Below are 15362 nucleotides of genomic sequence, written 5' to 3'. Positions count from 1 at the left end.
CCGTCGTCTCGGTTCAGCCCGCGCTCTGCTCCTCCGCCAGGATGCGGTCCAGCGCCTCGTCGAGGTGCGCGTCGAAGTCCGCGAGGGCGCCTTCCTGCCCCAGCGGCACCAGCTTGTCGGTCCGGTCGAGGAACGCCACGAGCGGCGCCGCCGAGGATCGGAACAGCGCCTGGTCGCTGCCGACCTGAAGGCGGATCAGCACCTCGGCCAGTGGCCCGGGATCGACGGGCGCGATGCGCACGTCGCCGTCGCCGCACGGCGTGCCCACCCCGTCGACCAGCAACTCCCGGCCGAAGGCCCAGGTCACCGGGGCATCGCCAGGCAGATGGAAGGTCAGCCGCACCGCATAGGGATCACACGTCTGGTAACGCAGCTCCACCGGAATGCGGAAAGAGAGCTCCTCGGACACGAGAAAGCTCATCATGACCTCTGCCTGTACGGACTCACCCATCGCCTACCCCGTCATTCGCCGTCGACTGGCCGGGAATCAAACCTCTTACACTGATGGCATCTTGCTGAACGTACACACCAGATCACAAGGAGTGAGTTTTCAGATACTGATAGAGATCGTGAGTGACCCCAGAAGCCGTCCCATTTCGTGCTGCAGTCGCTGCGCGGCGGGCAGCAGCCGGTCGGCCTGATGGGCGGGCAGGGAGAGGGCCATCGTCGCGGCCGCGGTGCCGGCGGTGATCGGGATCGCCGCGCAGACCGTTCCCAGGGCGTACTCCTGGCGCTCGGTCACCGGCGCCATCCGATGCATACGCTCCAGTCGCTTCATCAGACTGTTCTCGTCGCGCACCGTGTACCGCGTCACGGGACTCACCGGGTAGCGGTCGAGGTGATCGCGGCGGGCACCCTCGTCCAACTGCGACAGCAGGCACTGCCCGATGGCGTGCGCGTGCCCGGTCTCACGGAAGTCCGCCCACTCCTCCACCGCGGGGTTGCCCGGGGTGTCGGAGACACACATGACCTCGATCTCGCCGTCGCGGTACACGGCGTAGTAGACGGGGGCCCCGATCGCGTCGCGCCAGCGCGCCAGCGCGTCGACGACCGTGCTGCGACGTTTCTGCTCGGCCCCGCTGCTGCTCAGCCGCTCGGCCGCCTCCCCGAGGAAGAACAGGCCCTTGTCACGACGCAGGTATCCCTCGTGCACGAGAGTGCGCAGCAGGTGGTACGCCGTGGGCAGCGCCAGCCTCGCCTCCCGGGCCAACTGTTTGGCGGGAGCTCCGTACGGATGCTCCGCGACGCACTCCAGAAGGCGCATCGCGCGCTGCACCGAGCCGATGAGGGTCACCGCGGGCGGGTCCGCGGCCGGCGGCGCGGCAGGGATGGGGGGCCGCCGGGGGGTCGCCTGCGGCTGCACGGGCAGTGCGTGCGGCGGTACGAAGGCGGTGTCAGCCGTGGCCAAGGGTCACTCCCGGGAATGCGAGGGGCAGCCCGTGCGGGGAAACACGGGTGGGGTGTACGCCGCTCGCGGGGTCGCCCCCGCGTGGAGTTCCGGACTCTAACCGTCGGTCACCGCATGCCGACGGTCCGTTCGGGAAACTTCCCTCGCGCGAGGGAACCGGTGATTCCTGTTACCGCCACCGGTATCCCAGTGCTCTCACCAGTCGCTGCGTGACGAGGAGCTCGACATGAACTTGCGGATGACGTAGATCAACCCGCCGACGAGGGCCACGAAGACCAGCAGCTTGAACAGCAATCCGATCACGAAGCCGACCACACTGGCGATCAGCCCGCCGAACACGACCAGGGCGATGACCGGCACCGCGACCCACTTCACCCACCACGGCAGTCCCGTGAAGATCTCTCGCATCGCCCTCGTTCCGCCTTTCCGCCCGCCCGAGTGCCGAGTCCTTGGATGGCCCGGGATCCCGCTCGGAATCTCTGATGTCCTGCACTCGATGCTAGGGCTGCGAGGACCCCGGCAGGGCCCTCGCAGCCCTTGTCTCCCCCTGACCGATCCCCTAGGGAACCCGGGGGTCGAGACTCAGCTCTCGGGGGGAGAGAACACCACGAGCACCCTCAGATCCTCACTGATGTGGTGGAACTTGTGGGCTACTCCGGCCGGCACGTAGACCACGCTGCCGCGGGCGACCTGGGTGGTCTCCAGGCCCACGGTGATCGAGGCGCGGCCGCTGACCACGAAGTACACCTCGTCCTGCTCGTGCGGCTTCTGCGGATCGGCCGTGCCCGCGTCGAGCGCGTACAGACCGACCGACATGTTCCGCTCGCGCAGGAACTGCAGGTAGGCGCCGTCGTTGGCGGCGCGCTCCGCCTCCAGTTCGTCCAGCCGGAATGCCTTCATCGTCTCGTCCGCCCCTGCCTCACCGTTCGTTTCCGATCGCGTCTGCCACGATCAGACACATGAAGAATTTCCTAGTCAAGACGATCGCCAACGCGGGCGCCCTGGCGGTCGCCGTGTGGCTGCTCGACAAGATCACCCTGACCGGGGGCAGCACCGGCGAGAAGGCCGTCACCCTGATCGTGGTCGCCCTGGTGTTCGGGCTGGTGAACATGCTGGTGAAGCCGGTCGTGCAGGTGCTGACCTTCCCGCTGTTCATCCTCACGCTCGGCCTGTTCACGCTGGTGGTCAACGCGCTCATGCTGTTGCTCACGTCATGGCTGGCCGACAAGCTCGACCTGAGCTTCCACGTCGAAGGCTTCTGGACCGCCGTCCTGGGTGGCCTGATCGTCTCGGTCGTGTCCTGGGCCCTCAACGCCTTCCTGCCCGACAAGGACTGAACCCATGACCTACCGCGTCTGTTTCGTGTGCACGGGAAACATCTGCCGCTCCCCGATGGCCGAGGCCGTCTTCCACGCGCGCGTGGCGGAGGCCGGCCTCGAGGGTCTCGTCGAGGCCGACAGCGCCGGCACCGACGGGTGGCACGAGGGCGAGGGAGCCGACCCGCGCACCGTGGCCGTCCTGAAGGAGAACGGCTACGGCACCGACCACACGGCCCGCCGGTTCCAGCCGTCCTGGTTCGCCCACCTCGACCTCGTCGTCGCCCTCGACGCGGGCCACCTCAGGACACTGCGGCGGCTCGCGCCCACGGAGCAGGACGCGGCCAAAGTACGGCTGCTGCGGTCGTACGACCCCGCCGCCGACAGCGGGGACCTCGACGTACCGGACCCCTACTACGGGGGCGTGGACGGCTTCGAGGAATGTCTTGAGATGGTGGAGGCGGCGAGCGACGGGCTGCTCGCCGCGGTACGTGAGCACATGGAAGGACGGGCGGCATGAACGATTCCGCTGACAACGGGGGAGCACCGAGCGCGGACACCTCCGCCGACGCCGGTGACGGCACGCGCGCGGTGCGCGCCGGGCTGCCCGAACCGGTCAAGCACGAGCCGACCCTGCCCGGCCCCGTGTTCGCCGCGCACTTCCACCTGCCGGGCGACCCCACCGGCCCGTACACCTACGGGCGCGACGAGAACCCCACCTGGACCCACCTCGAACGCGCCATCGGCGAGCTGGAGGCCCCCGGGCGGGACGACGTCGAGACGCTCGTGTTCGCCTCCGGCATGGCCGCGATCTCCTCGGTGCTCCTCTCCCAGTTGCGCACCGGGGACGTGGCCGTGCTGCCTGATGACGGTTACCAAGCACTACCACTGGTCCGCGCCCAGCTGGAGACGTACGGCATCGAGGTGCGCACCGCGCCGACCGGCGGGGACGCCCAGCTCGACCTCCTGGACGGGGCGAAGCTGCTGTGGATCGAGACGCCGTCGAATCCGGGCCTCGATGTGTGCGACGTCCGGCGGCTCGTCGAGGCGGCACACGCGCGCGGCGCCCTGGTCGCCGTCGACAACACGCTCGCCACGCCGCTCGGACAGCGTCCGCTGGAACTCGGCGCCGACTTCTCCGTGGCCAGCGGGACCAAGCAGCTGACCGGCCACGGTGACATCCTGCTGGGATACGTCACCGGCCGCGACGCCGAGGCCATGGCCGCCGTACGGCGCTGGCGCAAGATCGTCGGCGCCATTCCCGGGCCCATGGAGGCCTGGCTCGCGCACCGTTCGATCGCCACGCTCCAGCTGCGCGTCGACCGGCAGAACGCCACCGCGCTGAAGGTGGCCGAAGCCCTGCGGGAGCGGCCCGAGGTGACGGGTCTGCGGTATCCGGGCCTGCCCGACGATCCCTCGCACGAGGTCGCCTCGCGGCAGATGCGGCGTTATGGGTGTGTCGTCTCGTTCACGCTGCCCTCACGCGCGCGTGCCGATCGCTTTCTCGAGGCCCTGCGGCTCGTGGACGACGCGACGAGCTTCGGCGGGGTGCGGTCCACGGCCGAGCGGCGCGGACGCTGGGGCGGCGACGCGGTACCGGAGGGCTTCATCCGCCTCTCTGTCGGTGCGGAGGATCCCGAGGACCTGGTGGCGGACCTGCTGCGTGCGCTGGAGCGGTCGGCGGACTGAGCCCTCCGTACAGCCGCCGACCGGTACCCGGCCCAAAAGACGGACGGTCCGAGCCTCCCCCCTCGTGGCTCGGACCGTCCTGTCGGTTCTGCGCGCGAAGAACCGCGCGACCAAGGCTAGTTGACTCTGTGTCAGTGTCCAATCACAGTAGCGACAGCGACCTATCGACATATTTATAGTTGAACGCGGCCGGGGATCGGGAACGGCGTCGAGAACGGCAGAGAAGGGGGAGGTCTTTCGTGGATCTGGCCTTGCTGCGCACGTTCGTGACCGTGCACCGGGCCGGTTCCTTCACCCGCGCCGCCGCCCTGCTCGGCCTCTCCCAGCCTGCCGTCACCTCACAGATCCGCACCCTGGAGAGGCAGCTCGGCCGGCCCTTGTTCCTGCGGCAGGCCCGTGGGGTGACCCCGACGACCATCGGTGACGAACTCGCTCACAAGGCCGCCCCGCATCTCGACGCCCTGGTGGAGATCGCCGAGACCGGGGTCGACGACGACTCCTCGGTACGGACCCTGCATCTCGCCGGGCCGCCCGAGTTCACCGCCGAGCGGGCGCTGCCCGCGCTCACGGAGCTCACCGGCAAGGCCGGGCAGGGCTTCGCGCTGCGTGCCACCTTCGGGAACGCCGAGGAGGCACTGGAGGGACTGGCCGCCGGACATCATGATCTGGCCATCGGCACCGCCCGGCCGCGTGGCGCCCTGCTCACGGCGACTCCGCTCTGCGACGAGGAGCACATCCTGGTCGCCGCGCCCCGCTGGGCCGCCCAGACCGGCGCCGGGGAGCCCCGCCGCACCTCGGCACGGGACCTGGCCCACGTGCCCGTGGTCGAGGTGCACGAGTCGCTGCCCTTCGTCACCCGGTACTGGGCCTCCGTCTTCGACACCTGCCCCGCCGCCCCGGGGACCGTCGTCGTCCCCGACCTGCGTGCCGTGCTCACGTGCGTGATCGCGGGCGCCGGGCTCGCCGTGCTGCCCCGCTATCTGTGCGCCGGCGCCCTGTCACACGGGGACGTCGTCGCCCTGCACGATCCGGTGGTGCCACCGCTGCGGACGTACTTTCTGGTGGTGCGCACCGGCACACTGTCGATGCCTCACATCGCCCGGGCCCACGAGTGGCTGCTGCGTGCGGCGGGGGACTGGGACTGAGGCGGTCACGCCGCGATGTTTCACGTGGAACCAGCCGGGCCACATTTCTCCCATGACCGTCCGACCCGTGGTCAAGCGCACCGCCCGCGCCGTTCTCCTGGACGGTGACGACCTGATTCTGATCAAGCGCACCAAGCCCGGTGTCGATCCCTACTGGGTCACTCCCGGAGGCGGGGTCGAACCGGAGGACACGACTGTCGTCGACGCCCTGCACCGCGAGGTGCACGAGGAGCTGGGTGCCAAGATCACCGATGTGGTTCCCTGCTTCGTGGACACGGTGGAGCACATCGGCGAGGACGGCGGCGCGACCGGCGTGAAGGTGCAGCACTTCTTCGTCTGTCGCCTGGAATCCATGGATCCGGCACTGCGGCACGGCCCCGAGATGGACGAGCCCGCCGGCGAGTACGAGATCGTCCGGGTGCCGTTCACCCGGGTCGGAATCGCCTCCGTCCACCTCGTACCGCTGTCGTTGCGGCACTATCTGGACGGCAACATCGAAGGTGTGCGCGCGATGCACGCCCCCGACCTCGGCTGACGCCCACGGCACCGGCCCGCCGAACGCGAGACGTCCGCCAGGTGCCGGGGCACTGTACGCACCGCCATGACATGGCCAAAAGATCACGCGTCCCGTCGCAAAGAGGTGGACGCGGACGGTTCCTGTCGGTCAGCCTGACCTGCGTGGTGACTCCTTCCCTCTCCTCTTTGCCGATCCGCCGTCTGACGCTCCGCGATCTCACCGCCTGCGCCGACTTGTCCGAGGACCGGGGGTGGCCTCGTGAGGAACACAAGTGGGGCTTCCTCCTCACCGCCGGGAAGGGCTACGGCATCGACGACCCCGGGGGCGGTCTCGTCAGCGCCTGCACCGTCACCGCGTACGGCCCCGTCGAGCGGCCGTCCCTCGCGGCCGTCGGCATGGTGCTGGTCGCCGGGCGACATGCCCGCCAGGGCGTCGGACGCAGGCTCATGCGCCACATCGTCTCGGCGCAGGGCGCCACCCCCCTGACACTGCACGCGACCCCGAACGGACGGCCGCTCTACGAGGAGCTCGGCTTCAAGTGCACGGGCCGGGCGGTGATGGTGCGCGGACGCTTCACCCCGGGCGGGCCCGAGCCGCGGGTCACCACCCGGGCGGCCACCGCGGAGGACCTGCCCGCCATCCTCCGGCTCGACGAGGAGGTCTTCGGCGCCGACCGCACCCACATCATCACGCGCCTGCCCGCCTTCACCGACCAGCTGCGTGTGGCCGAGGAGGCGGGCCGGCTCATCGGATACGCCGCCGCCTGGCCCAACATGGACACCCACGTCGTGGGCCCGCTGATCGCCCGCGACACCGAGACGGCCAAGGCGCTCGTCACCTCTCTCGCCGCCCGCACCGACCGGCCGCTGCGCACCGACATCGACGTACGGCACGAAGAGCTGCTGGCATGGGCGCAGGAGCGTGGCCTCGCCCCGCTCTCCACGAACACGGTCATGACGTACGGGGTCACGGAGCTGCCCGGGGACCCGACGCGGCGGTTCGCTCCCCTGACCGTGGCGGCGGGCTGACGTCTGCGCCGTACGACGGCGTGTGCCGTCAGACGAGAGCGTCCACCGCGGCCGTGGCGAAGGCGTGGTCCTGCTCCGGCGCACCGCCGCCGACCCCGATCGCGCCGATCAGCCGGCCGTCCCGGTGCACCGGAACACCTCCCGCGATGAACAGCAGCGGCCGGTCGAGCGCGGTGGGCAGGGTGTGGAAGAGACCTCCGGGCTGCACGGCGTCGACGAGGTCGGCGGTGGGGGCGTCCAGCTGGAGCGCCGTGTAGGCCTTGCGGGTGCTGGTCTCCCCGGAGATCAGCACGGCGCGGTCGTCCCGCCGGAAGGCGAGCAGATGGCCGCCGGCGTCGAGAACGGTGACGCTGACGGTGACCCCTGCCGCCTCGGCGGCACGGTGGGCCGTCGCGACGAGGCTTTCGGCGTCCTGGGTGGACAGCGGGGCGACGGCGGTGCCGGTGGTGGTGCTCATGGAAGTTCTCCTGGTTGTTGCTGGTAGTGCCGAACCCCGGTCGGGCCGGGGTGGGATGGATTCGCTGACCGCGGAGACGGCCCTGTCCCCGCGCCGCGGCGGCCCGGTTGCCCGGGCGGCTCAGTGGGTCACGGCGGTGCGCTGTTCGGTGGGTACGGAGCCCGCGACGACCGTCCCGGACGTGCCGTCGCGCCGTTCGAGGGCGGCTGAGACGAGGGCGAGGGCCAGGGCCGCGGCGGCGAGGCCGGCGCCGACCCAGTTGGGCGCGGTGTAGCCGAGGCCCGCGGCGATGACGACACCGCCGAGCCAGGCGGACAGCGCGTTGCCGAGGTTGAAGGCGCCGATGTTCACGGCCGAGGCCAGCGTCGGGGCGCCGTGTGCGTGGTCGAGGACACGCTTTTGCAGCGGCGGCACGGTGGCGAAGCCCAGGGCACCGATCAGGACGATCGTTCCGGCTGCCGTGACCTTGTTGTGCGCGGTCAGCGTGAAGAGGGCGAGCACGACGGCCAGGGCGCCCAGGGAGACGTACAGCATGGGCATCAGGGCGCGGTCGGCGAACCGTCCGCCGACGAGGTTGCCACCGACCATGCCGAGCCCGAAGAGAACCAGCAGCCAGGTGACCGAGCCGTCGGCGAAGCCCGCGACGTGCGTCATCATCGGCGCGATGTAGGTGATGGCCGCGAAGACGCCACCGAAACCGAGGACGGTCATCGCCATCGCGAGCAGGACCTGGGCGTTCTTGAAGGCGGCGAGCTCGTGCCGCAGTCGCACGCCCTCCGGCTTGGGCATGTCGGGAACCAGCTTGGCGACGCCGGCCAGGCCGAGGACACCGAGCGCGGCGACGAGGGCGAAGGTGACGCGCCAGCCGACCGACTGCCCGACCAGGGTGCCCAGCGGGACGCCCACGACATTGGCGACGGTCAGACCCGTGAACATCATCGCGATCGCTCCGGCCCTCTTGTCCGGGGCGACCAGGTCGGCCGCGACGACCGAGCCGATGCCGAAGAAGGCACCGTGGGCGAGTGAGGCGACCACGCGTCCGATCAGCATGACGGAGAACGCGGGGGCCAGGGCGGAGAGCAGGTTGCCGACGATGAACAGGCCCATCAGCAGCATCAGCATCCGCTTGCGCGGAATCTTGGTGCCGAGCACGGTCATCAGCGGCGCGCCGAACATCACGCCGAGCGCGTAGCCGGTCACCAGGAAGCCGGCGGTGGGGATGGAGACCCCGTAGTCGCTCGCGACCTCGGGCAACAAGCCCATGATCACGAACTCGGTGGTTCCGATTCCGAAGGCCCCGATCGCGAGGGCCAGAAGCGCGAGAGGCATGGGGGTGCACCTTCCCAGAAGATTGCAGGAGCGCTTTGCGTGCGCCCACAATAGTTGCATGCGCGGGTTAATTGCAATCGCCGGAAATTGCGACCCTGGTCTACCCTTGTCTCAGCCGCTCCGGGACGGAGGAACCAGATGACAGCGACGGACCCCGCGCTCACCGCCCTCTCCCAGGGCTGGTGCGCCCTCTCCCTGCTGCACGGGAGGATCGAGGCTCATATCGAGCGCGCCCTGCAGACCGGGCACGACCTGAGCGTGCGTGAGTACTCCCTGCTCGACGTGCTCAGCCGGCAGCACGACGGCGACGGAGGCCACCTGCAGATGAAGCAGGTCGCCGACGCCGTCGTCCTCAGCCAGAGCGCCACCACTCGCCTGGTCACCCGGCTCGAGGACCGCGGGTTGCTCGAGCGCTACCTCTGTCCCACCGACCGCCGGGGCATCTACACCAACGTCACCGCCGAGGGCCTGAAGCTGCTGAACGAGGCGCGGCCCACCAACGACGCCGCCCTGCGCGAGGCACTCGACGAGGCCGCCAAGAACCCCGACCTCGCCCCCCTGGTCCGGGCGGTGGAGACCCTCAAGGCACCGGTACCCGCATGAACGAAGCGGCGCGGACCGTGTCCACGCCGCTTCTTCCTGCATAGGGTGCGGTCATGGATGATCTTGAGATACGGCGCCTCGCCGAGGACGACATCCCCGCGGTCGTCGCCATGCTCGCCGACGATCCACTGGGCGCCCAGCGTGAGTCACCGGACGACCTGAGTCCCTATCTCGCCGCCTTCGAACGGCTCAGCACCGACCCCCATCAGCACCTGGTCGTCGCCGTCCGCGAGGACCGTGTCGTCGGCACGCTCCAGCTGACCGTCGTCCCCGGCCTCTCCCGGCGCGGTGCGACGCGGTCGATCATCGAGGGCGTACGCGTCCACGCCGACGAGCGGGGCAGCGGTCTGGGCACCCGGCTCATCGAGTGGGCCGTCGCCGAATCGCGCCGACAGGGGTGCCACCTGGTCCAGCTCACCTCCGACAAGACCCGCACGGACGCCCACCGCTTCTACGAACGCCTCGGTTTCTCGGCCTCGCACACGGGCTTCAAGCTCCAGCTCTGACGTGGTGCGGCCGAGGGATGCGCTGTTTCACGTGAAACAGCGCATCCCTCGGCCGTCGGCGTCGCCTAACCGATGCCTCGCCAGCCCTCCGGGTCCACTCCTCCCGGCACGGAATCCCCTTCGTCATAGGGCCGGCGTGTGAAAACGAACGACCCGAGGTCCAGATGACTCACGGTCCCGTCCGGGCGCCGCACGACCCGCAGCAGTTCACCGGCGTAGTAACCCTCCAACCCCGTCCAGGTGCCGTCACCGTTCGCCCGGAAGCGCGAGCGGCGGCCCTGACCCGACAGCGGCTCCAGCGAGACTCCCCCGGCGGGTGTCAGCCGCAGCGCGAAGGCATGGGTTCCCCAGTACCACTGTCCGGTCAGCTCCAGCACGGAGGCGTCGACGTCCGGCAGCGGCCGCCATGGCTCCGGGATCCGTGGTTCGGCCTCGGCGACGATCCGTACGAGGTCGGCACCCACCCCGGCCGTCAGCGGCCCGGAGGTGCAGTTGGTCAGCACGACCGCCGCCACGTCGTCCTCGACGCCGATGGTGAGGTTGGCCAGAAACCCCGGCAGGGAGCCGGAGTGGCCCACGAGCAGCCGTCCGTCCCGGTGCTGGATCTGCAGGCCCAGTCCGTACGTCACCCCGTCTGCGACGTCCACGGCCTCGGCCGGCGCCGCGGGCGTCCGCATCTCCCGCACCGACTCGGCGCTCAGCACCTTGTCGTCGCCCTTCGCCAGGAAGGCTGCGAACCGTGCCAGGTCCCCGGTGGTGGACCAGAGCTGACCGGCCGGGGCCATCCGCCCGAGGTCCTCGGCGGGCTCCGCCAGCATCACGTCGGCCCACGGATGCACCGCCCAGCCCCCGGCGTGAGGCGCCTGCGGACGCGTGGTCGTACGCCCCAGGCCCAGTGGCTCCAACACCTCCCGACGCAGCACGTCCTCCCACGGAGCCCCCCGCAGTCGCTCGACCAGCGCGCCGAGCAGGGTGTAGCCGGGGTTGGAGTAGTGGTGCCGGCGGCCCACCGGATGCAGGAGGGGCCGTTCGCCCAGCACATCGGCCAGTTCGGGGCGCAGAGAGCCGGGGGTTCGTTCCCACCACGGCGCGGGGGACTCGGCGGCCAGGCCCCCGGTGTGCGCGAGGAGCCCGGCGATCGTGGCCTCCCCCGCTCCCGTGCCCGGCAGATGCTTCTCCAGCCGGTCTTCGAGGTCGAGCATGCCCTCGTCGCGCAGCCGCAGGACGAGTACGGCGGTGAAGGTCTTGGTGATCGAACCGATCCGGTACTGCACGTTCTCGTCCGGACCGTGCCCGTCCACCGACGTCCGCGCCCCGTGCCACACGGTCCGTCCGTCCCGCACCACCGCGGCGACGAGCGACGGCGTACGCCCTTCGGCCTGGGCGACGGCGATCCGGTGCAGCAGCGCCCGGCGGGTGGCGGGAAGCAGCTCTTCCTGAGGTGTCGTCATGCCCCTCAGTCCACCTGGCCGCGCACCCCGCGTCGACCTCTTTTCCCCGCTGGTCCGGTCATTCGACCGCGCATCACTTCGAGATGCGCGCTTCGATGCCATCGAGCAGGAAGTCGAGGCCGATCCGGAAAGTGTGGTCGGCGTCCGCGTGGTCGGCATCGCGTACCACCGTGGCCAGCGCGGGGAACCGGCCGGTGGCGAACGTCCGCTCCAGATAGGGCCCGAGTGAGGCCTGCCAGCGCTTCTCGTCCATCCCGGTGGTCCGCTCGGCACGCCGCTCGGCGATCTCCCGACGCACCGCGCCGATCACGTACGCGTTGACTGCGGCCACCACCGGCATGACGGCGTCCACGTCGACGCCGCCCAGTGCGGCCACCACGGTCTCCCCGGTGGCCAGCGCGTGCGGTCCGAGCTGGGGACGGCCGCCCAGGAGATCGGCGAGCCATTCGTGCTCGTGAGCGGCGTTCCGAGTGGCTTCGGCAAGAGACCCGAGCACCTCTCGCCAGTCGTCTCCGACCGGTCGGATCTCGGCGTGGACCGCGTCGACCATCAGGTCGAGCAACTCCTCCTTGCCGGCGATGTAGCTGTACAGCCGCATCGGCCCGACGCCCAGCACGGCGGCGACCTTGCGCAGCGACACCGCCTCCAGGCCGTCCGCGTCGGCCAACTGGATCGCCGCTCGCACGATCCGCTCGCGATTCAGCGGAGCCGGCACGGGTCGATTCGGTGGCTCCGGCCGCTCCCACACCAACATGCCGCTCACCATACATCGCATGGGTCGATACGCTGTATCAGCCTGTACGGCGTATCAAAGGGGGACAACCATGACCATCGCCATCGTCGGAGCGGGCCTCGGCGGCCTGGCCCTGGCCCGTGTGCTGCATGTGAACGGCATGGATTCCGTTGTGTACGAACGAGAGCCGTCGCGTGGTGCGCGCGATCAGGGCGGCATGCTCGACATCCACTCCGGCCAACGGGCGCTGCGCGAGGCCGGACTGATCGACCAGTTCTCCACGATCGCCCGTGGCGCAGGTCAGGACATGCGCCTCCTCGAGCCGGACGGCACTCTGCTGCTCCAGGAGGTCACGCCCGACGACGCTCCGCTCGAGCGTCCCGAGGTCGACCGCGCCGATCTGCGCGACCTGCTGCTGGATTCCCTCCCCGAAGACGCGGTGCGCTGGGGACACGCGTTCACGTCCGCCGACAACGGACTGCTGCGCTTCGCCGACGGCAGCAGCGCGACGTACGACCTGCTGGTCGGCGCGGATGGCGCGCACTCCCGGGTCCGTGCGCTGGTCACCGATGCCCGCCCCGCACATATAGGCCAGAACGTCGTCGAGATCGGCATTCCCGACATCGACCGTACGCACCCCGACCTCGCGGCGATGGTCGGGCGCGGCAATTACTGGGTGCTCGGCAACGGTCTGTCCCTCGCGGCTCAGCGCAACGGCGACGGTCGCGTTCGCATCGGCATCAGCTTCTACGGCACCGCTGAGGACTGGTTCGCTACCAGTGGCATCCCGTTCGGGGATCCGGCCGCCGCCCGGGCACGGCTGATCGACCTGCTCCCCGGCTGGGACTCACGGTTCACCGCGCTGATCGCAGCCTGCGACGATACGGTCGTACCACGGCCGATCAGCGCTCTCCCGGTCGGTCTGACCTGGCCGTCGACGCCAGGCGTCACTCTGCTCGGCGATGCCGCGCACCTGATGCCGCCGGTGGGAGAGGGGGCCAACATGGCGCTGCTCGACGGTGCCGCGCTCGGTCTCGCGCTGGCCGCGCGTCCGGACGACTTTCCCGCCGCCGTCAAAGAATACGAACGTGAGATGTTCGAACGCACCGGAGCTGCCGCCCGGATGTCCGCGGACATGCAGGAGGTGCTGACGTCACCGGACGCCGCCCGGAAATTGCTCACCTTCTTCCAGCCCGGCTGAAACCAGCGGCTGGCCCACCCTGCTTCCCCGAGCCGTAGGTCAGATCTGCGCCATGTCCACGAACCGAGAGTAGTGGCCCTGGAAGGCGACCGTGATGGTCGCCGTCGGGCCGTTTCGGTGCTTGGCCACGATCAGGTCGGCCTCGCCCGCGCGCGGCGACTCCTTCTCGTAGGCGTCCTCACGGTGCAGCAGGATCACCATGTCCGCGTCCTGCTCGATGGAGCCGGACTCACGCAGGTCGGACACCATCGGCTTCTTGTCGGTGCGCTGCTCGGGACCACGGTTCAGCTGGGAGAGCGCGATGACGGGAATCTCCAGCTCCTTGGCCAGGAGCTTGAGGTTACGGGACATGTCCGAGACCTCCTGCTGGCGGCTCTCGGCACGCTTGGATCCGCCGGACTGCATCAGCTGGAGATAATCGATGACCACCAGCTTGAGATCGTTGCGCTGCTTGAGCCGGCGGCACTTGGCTCGGATCTCCATCATCGACAGGTTCGGGGAGTCGTCGATGTAGAGCGGTGCGGCCGAGACGTCCGGCATCCGGCGGGCCAGACGCGTCCAGTCGTCGTCCGTCATCGTGCCCGACCGCATGTGATGCAGCGCGACCCGGGCCTCGGCGGACAGCAGACGCATCGCGATCTCGTTGCGTCCCATTTCGAGCGAGAAGATGACGCTCGGCAGGTTGTTCTTGATCGAGGCCGCCCGCGCGAAGTCCAGCGCGAGCGTCGACTTGCCCATGGCGGGACGCGCGGCGATGACGATCATCTGGCCCGGGTGCAGGCCGTTGGTGAGCGAGTCGAAGTCGGTGAACCCGGTGGGCACACCGGTCATCTCGCCGCTGCGCGATCCGATCGCCTCGATCTCGTCGAGCGCGCCCTCCATGATGTCGCCGAGCGGCAGGTAGTCCTCGCTGGTGCGCTGCTCGGTGACTGCGTAGATCTCGGCCTGGGCACGGTTGACGATCTCGTCCACGTCGTCGTCGGCCGCGTATCCCATCTGCGTGATCCGGGTGCCGGCCTCCACCAGGCGGCGCAGGACGGCACGCTCGTGCACGATCTCCGCGTAGTACGCGGCGTTCGCGGCCGTGGGCACGGTCTGGACGAGCGTGTGCAGGTACGAGGCACCGCCGACCTTGTTGATCTCACCGCGTTTGGTGAGCTCGGCGGCGATAGTGATGGGGTCGGCCGGCTCCCCCTTGGCGTAGATGTCGAGGATCGCCTGGTAGATCGTCTCGTGGGCCGGCTTGTAGAAGTCGTGTCCCTTGAGGATCTCGACGACGTCCGCGATGGCGTCCTTGGACAGCAGCATGCCGCCGAGAACGGACTGCTCGGCCTCCAGGTCCTGCGGTGGCACCCGCTCGAACGCGGACGGTCCCGCGCCGTCCCACGCGCCGTTGTCCCGGCCGCGCTCGTGCTGGTCGTCACGGCTCCTGACGCTGTCACCGCGACGGCGGGAAACAGGCAGACGATCACTGGGACCGCTGTCGGCCCACGGGTCGTCCAAGGGCTCGGAAATGCTCACCGAGCCACCTCCTCCCGTCCGCCGCGCGGACCTCGCCGTGCTCCACATTTCTACGGCACGGCACTGACAAATAAGACGCCCAGCTCCAGTTCTGACGCGTCGGTTTTGTGAGGGTTCACAAGCCGTCGGGCGGAGCAGGCGCCGGACCACCGTAGGCCCGCCGACACCACCAGCCAATCCAGTTATCCACAGGCCATGTGGATGACCGGCCAGATACTGTGGACAACTCCCCGAAAGCTGTGCACGACCCGGTGGACAGCCCTGTGAACAAGCCCTCCCCACAACTGCTGACGCCTACTTGACCTGCGGTTTCGCCATCCACTGGCTGTGCAGAAGAAAAACTTTCCCCGTCAGATCAAGATCACTTCGAACCGTACACAAGAGCGCACCGGACGCAAGGGAAAGTAAGGGTTTCTAAAGCTTTGCATCCCTTACCTGTGGACGATTAGATTGGTGCT

At 69.5% G+C, this 15362-nt stretch carries 18 protein-coding genes; 9 read left to right on the top strand and 9 right to left on the bottom strand.

What is annotated here, in order from left to right; genetic code table 11:
- Positions 1 to 13: 13 nt before the first annotated feature.
- From ACIRFH_RS06710 to ACIRFH_RS06695, 4 genes are all read right to left on the bottom strand, one after another.
- Positions 14 to 451: an SsgA family sporulation/cell division regulator gene (locus ACIRFH_RS06710; RefSeq protein ID WP_189230211.1), complete on the bottom strand. Its 438-nt coding sequence runs from the start codon at positions 449 to 451 to the stop codon at positions 14 to 16.
- Positions 452 to 550: 99 nt separating this feature from the next.
- Positions 551 to 1276: an IclR family transcriptional regulator gene (locus ACIRFH_RS06705; protein ID WP_403517777.1), complete on the bottom strand. Its 726-nt coding sequence runs from the start codon at positions 1274 to 1276 to the stop codon at positions 551 to 553.
- Positions 1277 to 1603: 327 nt separating this feature from the next.
- Positions 1604 to 1816, bottom strand: coding sequence for a DUF5326 family protein (locus ACIRFH_RS06700; RefSeq protein WP_403517557.1), 213 nt, complete (start codon positions 1814 to 1816; stop codon positions 1604 to 1606).
- Positions 1817 to 1990: 174 nt separating this feature from the next.
- Positions 1991 to 2308, bottom strand: coding sequence for a cupin domain-containing protein (locus ACIRFH_RS06695; RefSeq protein WP_077798142.1), 318 nt, complete (start codon positions 2306 to 2308; stop codon positions 1991 to 1993).
- A 59-nt stretch (positions 2309 to 2367) separates the two neighbouring features.
- Between ACIRFH_RS06695 and ACIRFH_RS06690 the strand changes: the two genes are divergently transcribed.
- From ACIRFH_RS06690 to ACIRFH_RS06665, 6 genes are all read left to right on the top strand, one after another.
- The gene (locus ACIRFH_RS06690; RefSeq protein ID WP_403517555.1) at positions 2368 to 2745 is read left to right on the top strand and encodes a phage holin family protein; all 378 of its coding nucleotides are present in this window, start codon (positions 2368 to 2370) and stop codon (positions 2743 to 2745) included.
- Positions 2746 to 2749: 4 nt separating this feature from the next.
- Complete coding sequence (locus ACIRFH_RS06685; protein WP_403517553.1) at positions 2750 to 3244, top strand: low molecular weight protein-tyrosine-phosphatase; 495 nt, start codon at positions 2750 to 2752, stop codon at positions 3242 to 3244.
- Positions 3241 to 4413, top strand: a complete 1173-nt coding sequence (locus ACIRFH_RS06680; RefSeq protein WP_403517552.1) for a cystathionine gamma-lyase — start codon at positions 3241 to 3243, stop codon at positions 4411 to 4413. The genes ACIRFH_RS06685 and ACIRFH_RS06680 overlap by 4 nt, the downstream gene beginning before the upstream one ends.
- Before the next feature lie 239 nt (positions 4414 to 4652).
- The gene (locus ACIRFH_RS06675) at positions 4653 to 5558 is read left to right on the top strand and encodes a LysR family transcriptional regulator (RefSeq protein ID WP_403517550.1); all 906 of its coding nucleotides are present in this window, start codon (positions 4653 to 4655) and stop codon (positions 5556 to 5558) included.
- A 52-nt stretch (positions 5559 to 5610) separates the two neighbouring features.
- A complete protein-coding gene (locus tag ACIRFH_RS06670) occupies positions 5611 to 6093 on the top strand; it encodes an NUDIX domain-containing protein (RefSeq protein ID WP_403517548.1) in 483 nt (160 codons plus the stop codon).
- Between the two features lie 143 nt (positions 6094 to 6236).
- Entirely contained in the window at positions 6237 to 7103 is an 867-nt protein-coding gene (locus ACIRFH_RS06665) for a GNAT family N-acetyltransferase (RefSeq protein WP_403517546.1), read from the top strand.
- A 28-nt stretch (positions 7104 to 7131) separates the two neighbouring features.
- Here the strand turns inward: ACIRFH_RS06665 and ACIRFH_RS06660 are convergent, their stop codons facing one another.
- Both ACIRFH_RS06660 and ACIRFH_RS06655 read right to left on the bottom strand, forming a co-directional pair.
- Positions 7132 to 7560, bottom strand: coding sequence for a heme-binding protein (locus tag ACIRFH_RS06660; RefSeq protein WP_403517544.1), 429 nt, complete (start codon positions 7558 to 7560; stop codon positions 7132 to 7134).
- A 120-nt stretch (positions 7561 to 7680) separates the two neighbouring features.
- Positions 7681 to 8889 carry an MFS transporter gene (locus ACIRFH_RS06655; RefSeq protein WP_403517541.1) on the bottom strand — a complete coding sequence of 403 codons (1209 nt, stop codon included), beginning with the start codon at positions 8887 to 8889 and terminating at the stop codon, positions 7681 to 7683.
- 138 nt (positions 8890 to 9027) lie between these two features.
- Between ACIRFH_RS06655 and ACIRFH_RS06650 the strand changes: the two genes are divergently transcribed.
- Both ACIRFH_RS06650 and ACIRFH_RS06645 read left to right on the top strand, forming a co-directional pair.
- Complete coding sequence (locus ACIRFH_RS06650; RefSeq protein ID WP_403517539.1) at positions 9028 to 9492, top strand: MarR family winged helix-turn-helix transcriptional regulator; 465 nt, start codon at positions 9028 to 9030, stop codon at positions 9490 to 9492.
- A gap of 53 nt (positions 9493 to 9545) precedes the next feature.
- Positions 9546 to 9998 (top strand): GNAT family N-acetyltransferase, encoded by a 453-nt coding sequence (locus ACIRFH_RS06645; RefSeq protein WP_403517537.1) that lies wholly within the window; start codon positions 9546 to 9548, stop codon positions 9996 to 9998.
- Between the two features lie 65 nt (positions 9999 to 10063).
- Here ACIRFH_RS06645 and ACIRFH_RS06640 read toward each other — a convergent pair whose 3' ends face one another.
- Both ACIRFH_RS06640 and ACIRFH_RS06635 read right to left on the bottom strand, forming a co-directional pair.
- A complete protein-coding gene (locus ACIRFH_RS06640; RefSeq protein WP_403517535.1) occupies positions 10064 to 11449 on the bottom strand; it encodes a serine hydrolase domain-containing protein in 1386 nt (461 codons plus the stop codon).
- A gap of 73 nt (positions 11450 to 11522) precedes the next feature.
- The gene (locus ACIRFH_RS06635) at positions 11523 to 12203 is read right to left on the bottom strand and encodes a TetR/AcrR family transcriptional regulator (RefSeq protein WP_403517775.1); all 681 of its coding nucleotides are present in this window, start codon (positions 12201 to 12203) and stop codon (positions 11523 to 11525) included.
- A gap of 70 nt (positions 12204 to 12273) precedes the next feature.
- Here ACIRFH_RS06635 and ACIRFH_RS06630 point away from each other — a divergent pair, with 70 nt between their 5' ends.
- Entirely contained in the window at positions 12274 to 13383 is a 1110-nt protein-coding gene (locus ACIRFH_RS06630; RefSeq protein WP_403517533.1) for an FAD-dependent oxidoreductase, read from the top strand.
- Positions 13384 to 13422: 39 nt separating this feature from the next.
- Here ACIRFH_RS06630 and dnaB read toward each other — a convergent pair whose 3' ends face one another.
- Positions 13423 to 14904: a replicative DNA helicase gene (gene dnaB, locus ACIRFH_RS06625; RefSeq protein WP_403517531.1), complete on the bottom strand. Its 1482-nt coding sequence runs from the start codon at positions 14902 to 14904 to the stop codon at positions 13423 to 13425.
- Positions 14905 to 15362 lie beyond the last annotated feature (458 nt).

This window comes from Streptomyces sp. NPDC093586, assembly GCF_044764905.1.
Lineage (GTDB): Bacteria > Actinomycetota > Actinomycetes > Streptomycetales > Streptomycetaceae > Streptomyces.
Note: the sequence above shows the minus strand (reverse complement) of the source record. Positions and strands in the feature narration are given on the sequence as shown.

Coding starts and splice junctions, on each gene's coding strand:
- ACIRFH_RS06660 (WP_403517544.1), bottom strand. CDS start 7,560: ATGAGCACCACCACCGGCACCGCCGTCGCCCCGCTGTCCACCCAGGAC.
- ACIRFH_RS06640 (WP_403517535.1), bottom strand. CDS start 11,449: ATGACGACACCTCAGGAAGAGCTGCTTCCCGCCACCCGCCGGGCGCTG.
- ACIRFH_RS06685 (WP_403517553.1), top strand. CDS start 2,750: ATGACCTACCGCGTCTGTTTCGTGTGCACGGGAAACATCTGCCGCTCC.
- ACIRFH_RS06655 (WP_403517541.1), bottom strand. CDS start 8,889: ATGCCTCTCGCGCTTCTGGCCCTCGCGATCGGGGCCTTCGGAATCGGA.
- ACIRFH_RS06700 (WP_403517557.1), bottom strand. CDS start 1,816: ATGCGAGAGATCTTCACGGGACTGCCGTGGTGGGTGAAGTGGGTCGCG.
- ACIRFH_RS06680 (WP_403517552.1), top strand. CDS start 3,241: ATGAACGATTCCGCTGACAACGGGGGAGCACCGAGCGCGGACACCTCC.
- ACIRFH_RS06635 (WP_403517775.1), bottom strand. CDS start 12,203: ATGTTGGTGTGGGAGCGGCCGGAGCCACCGAATCGACCCGTGCCGGCT.
- ACIRFH_RS06650 (WP_403517539.1), top strand. CDS start 9,028: ATGACAGCGACGGACCCCGCGCTCACCGCCCTCTCCCAGGGCTGGTGC.
- ACIRFH_RS06645 (WP_403517537.1), top strand. CDS start 9,546: ATGGATGATCTTGAGATACGGCGCCTCGCCGAGGACGACATCCCCGCG.
- ACIRFH_RS06695 (WP_077798142.1), bottom strand. CDS start 2,308: ATGAAGGCATTCCGGCTGGACGAACTGGAGGCGGAGCGCGCCGCCAAC.
- ACIRFH_RS06710 (WP_189230211.1), bottom strand. CDS start 451: ATGGGTGAGTCCGTACAGGCAGAGGTCATGATGAGCTTTCTCGTGTCC.
- ACIRFH_RS06670 (WP_403517548.1), top strand. CDS start 5,611: ATGACCGTCCGACCCGTGGTCAAGCGCACCGCCCGCGCCGTTCTCCTG.
- ACIRFH_RS06690 (WP_403517555.1), top strand. CDS start 2,368: ATGAAGAATTTCCTAGTCAAGACGATCGCCAACGCGGGCGCCCTGGCG.
- ACIRFH_RS06630 (WP_403517533.1), top strand. CDS start 12,274: ATGACCATCGCCATCGTCGGAGCGGGCCTCGGCGGCCTGGCCCTGGCC.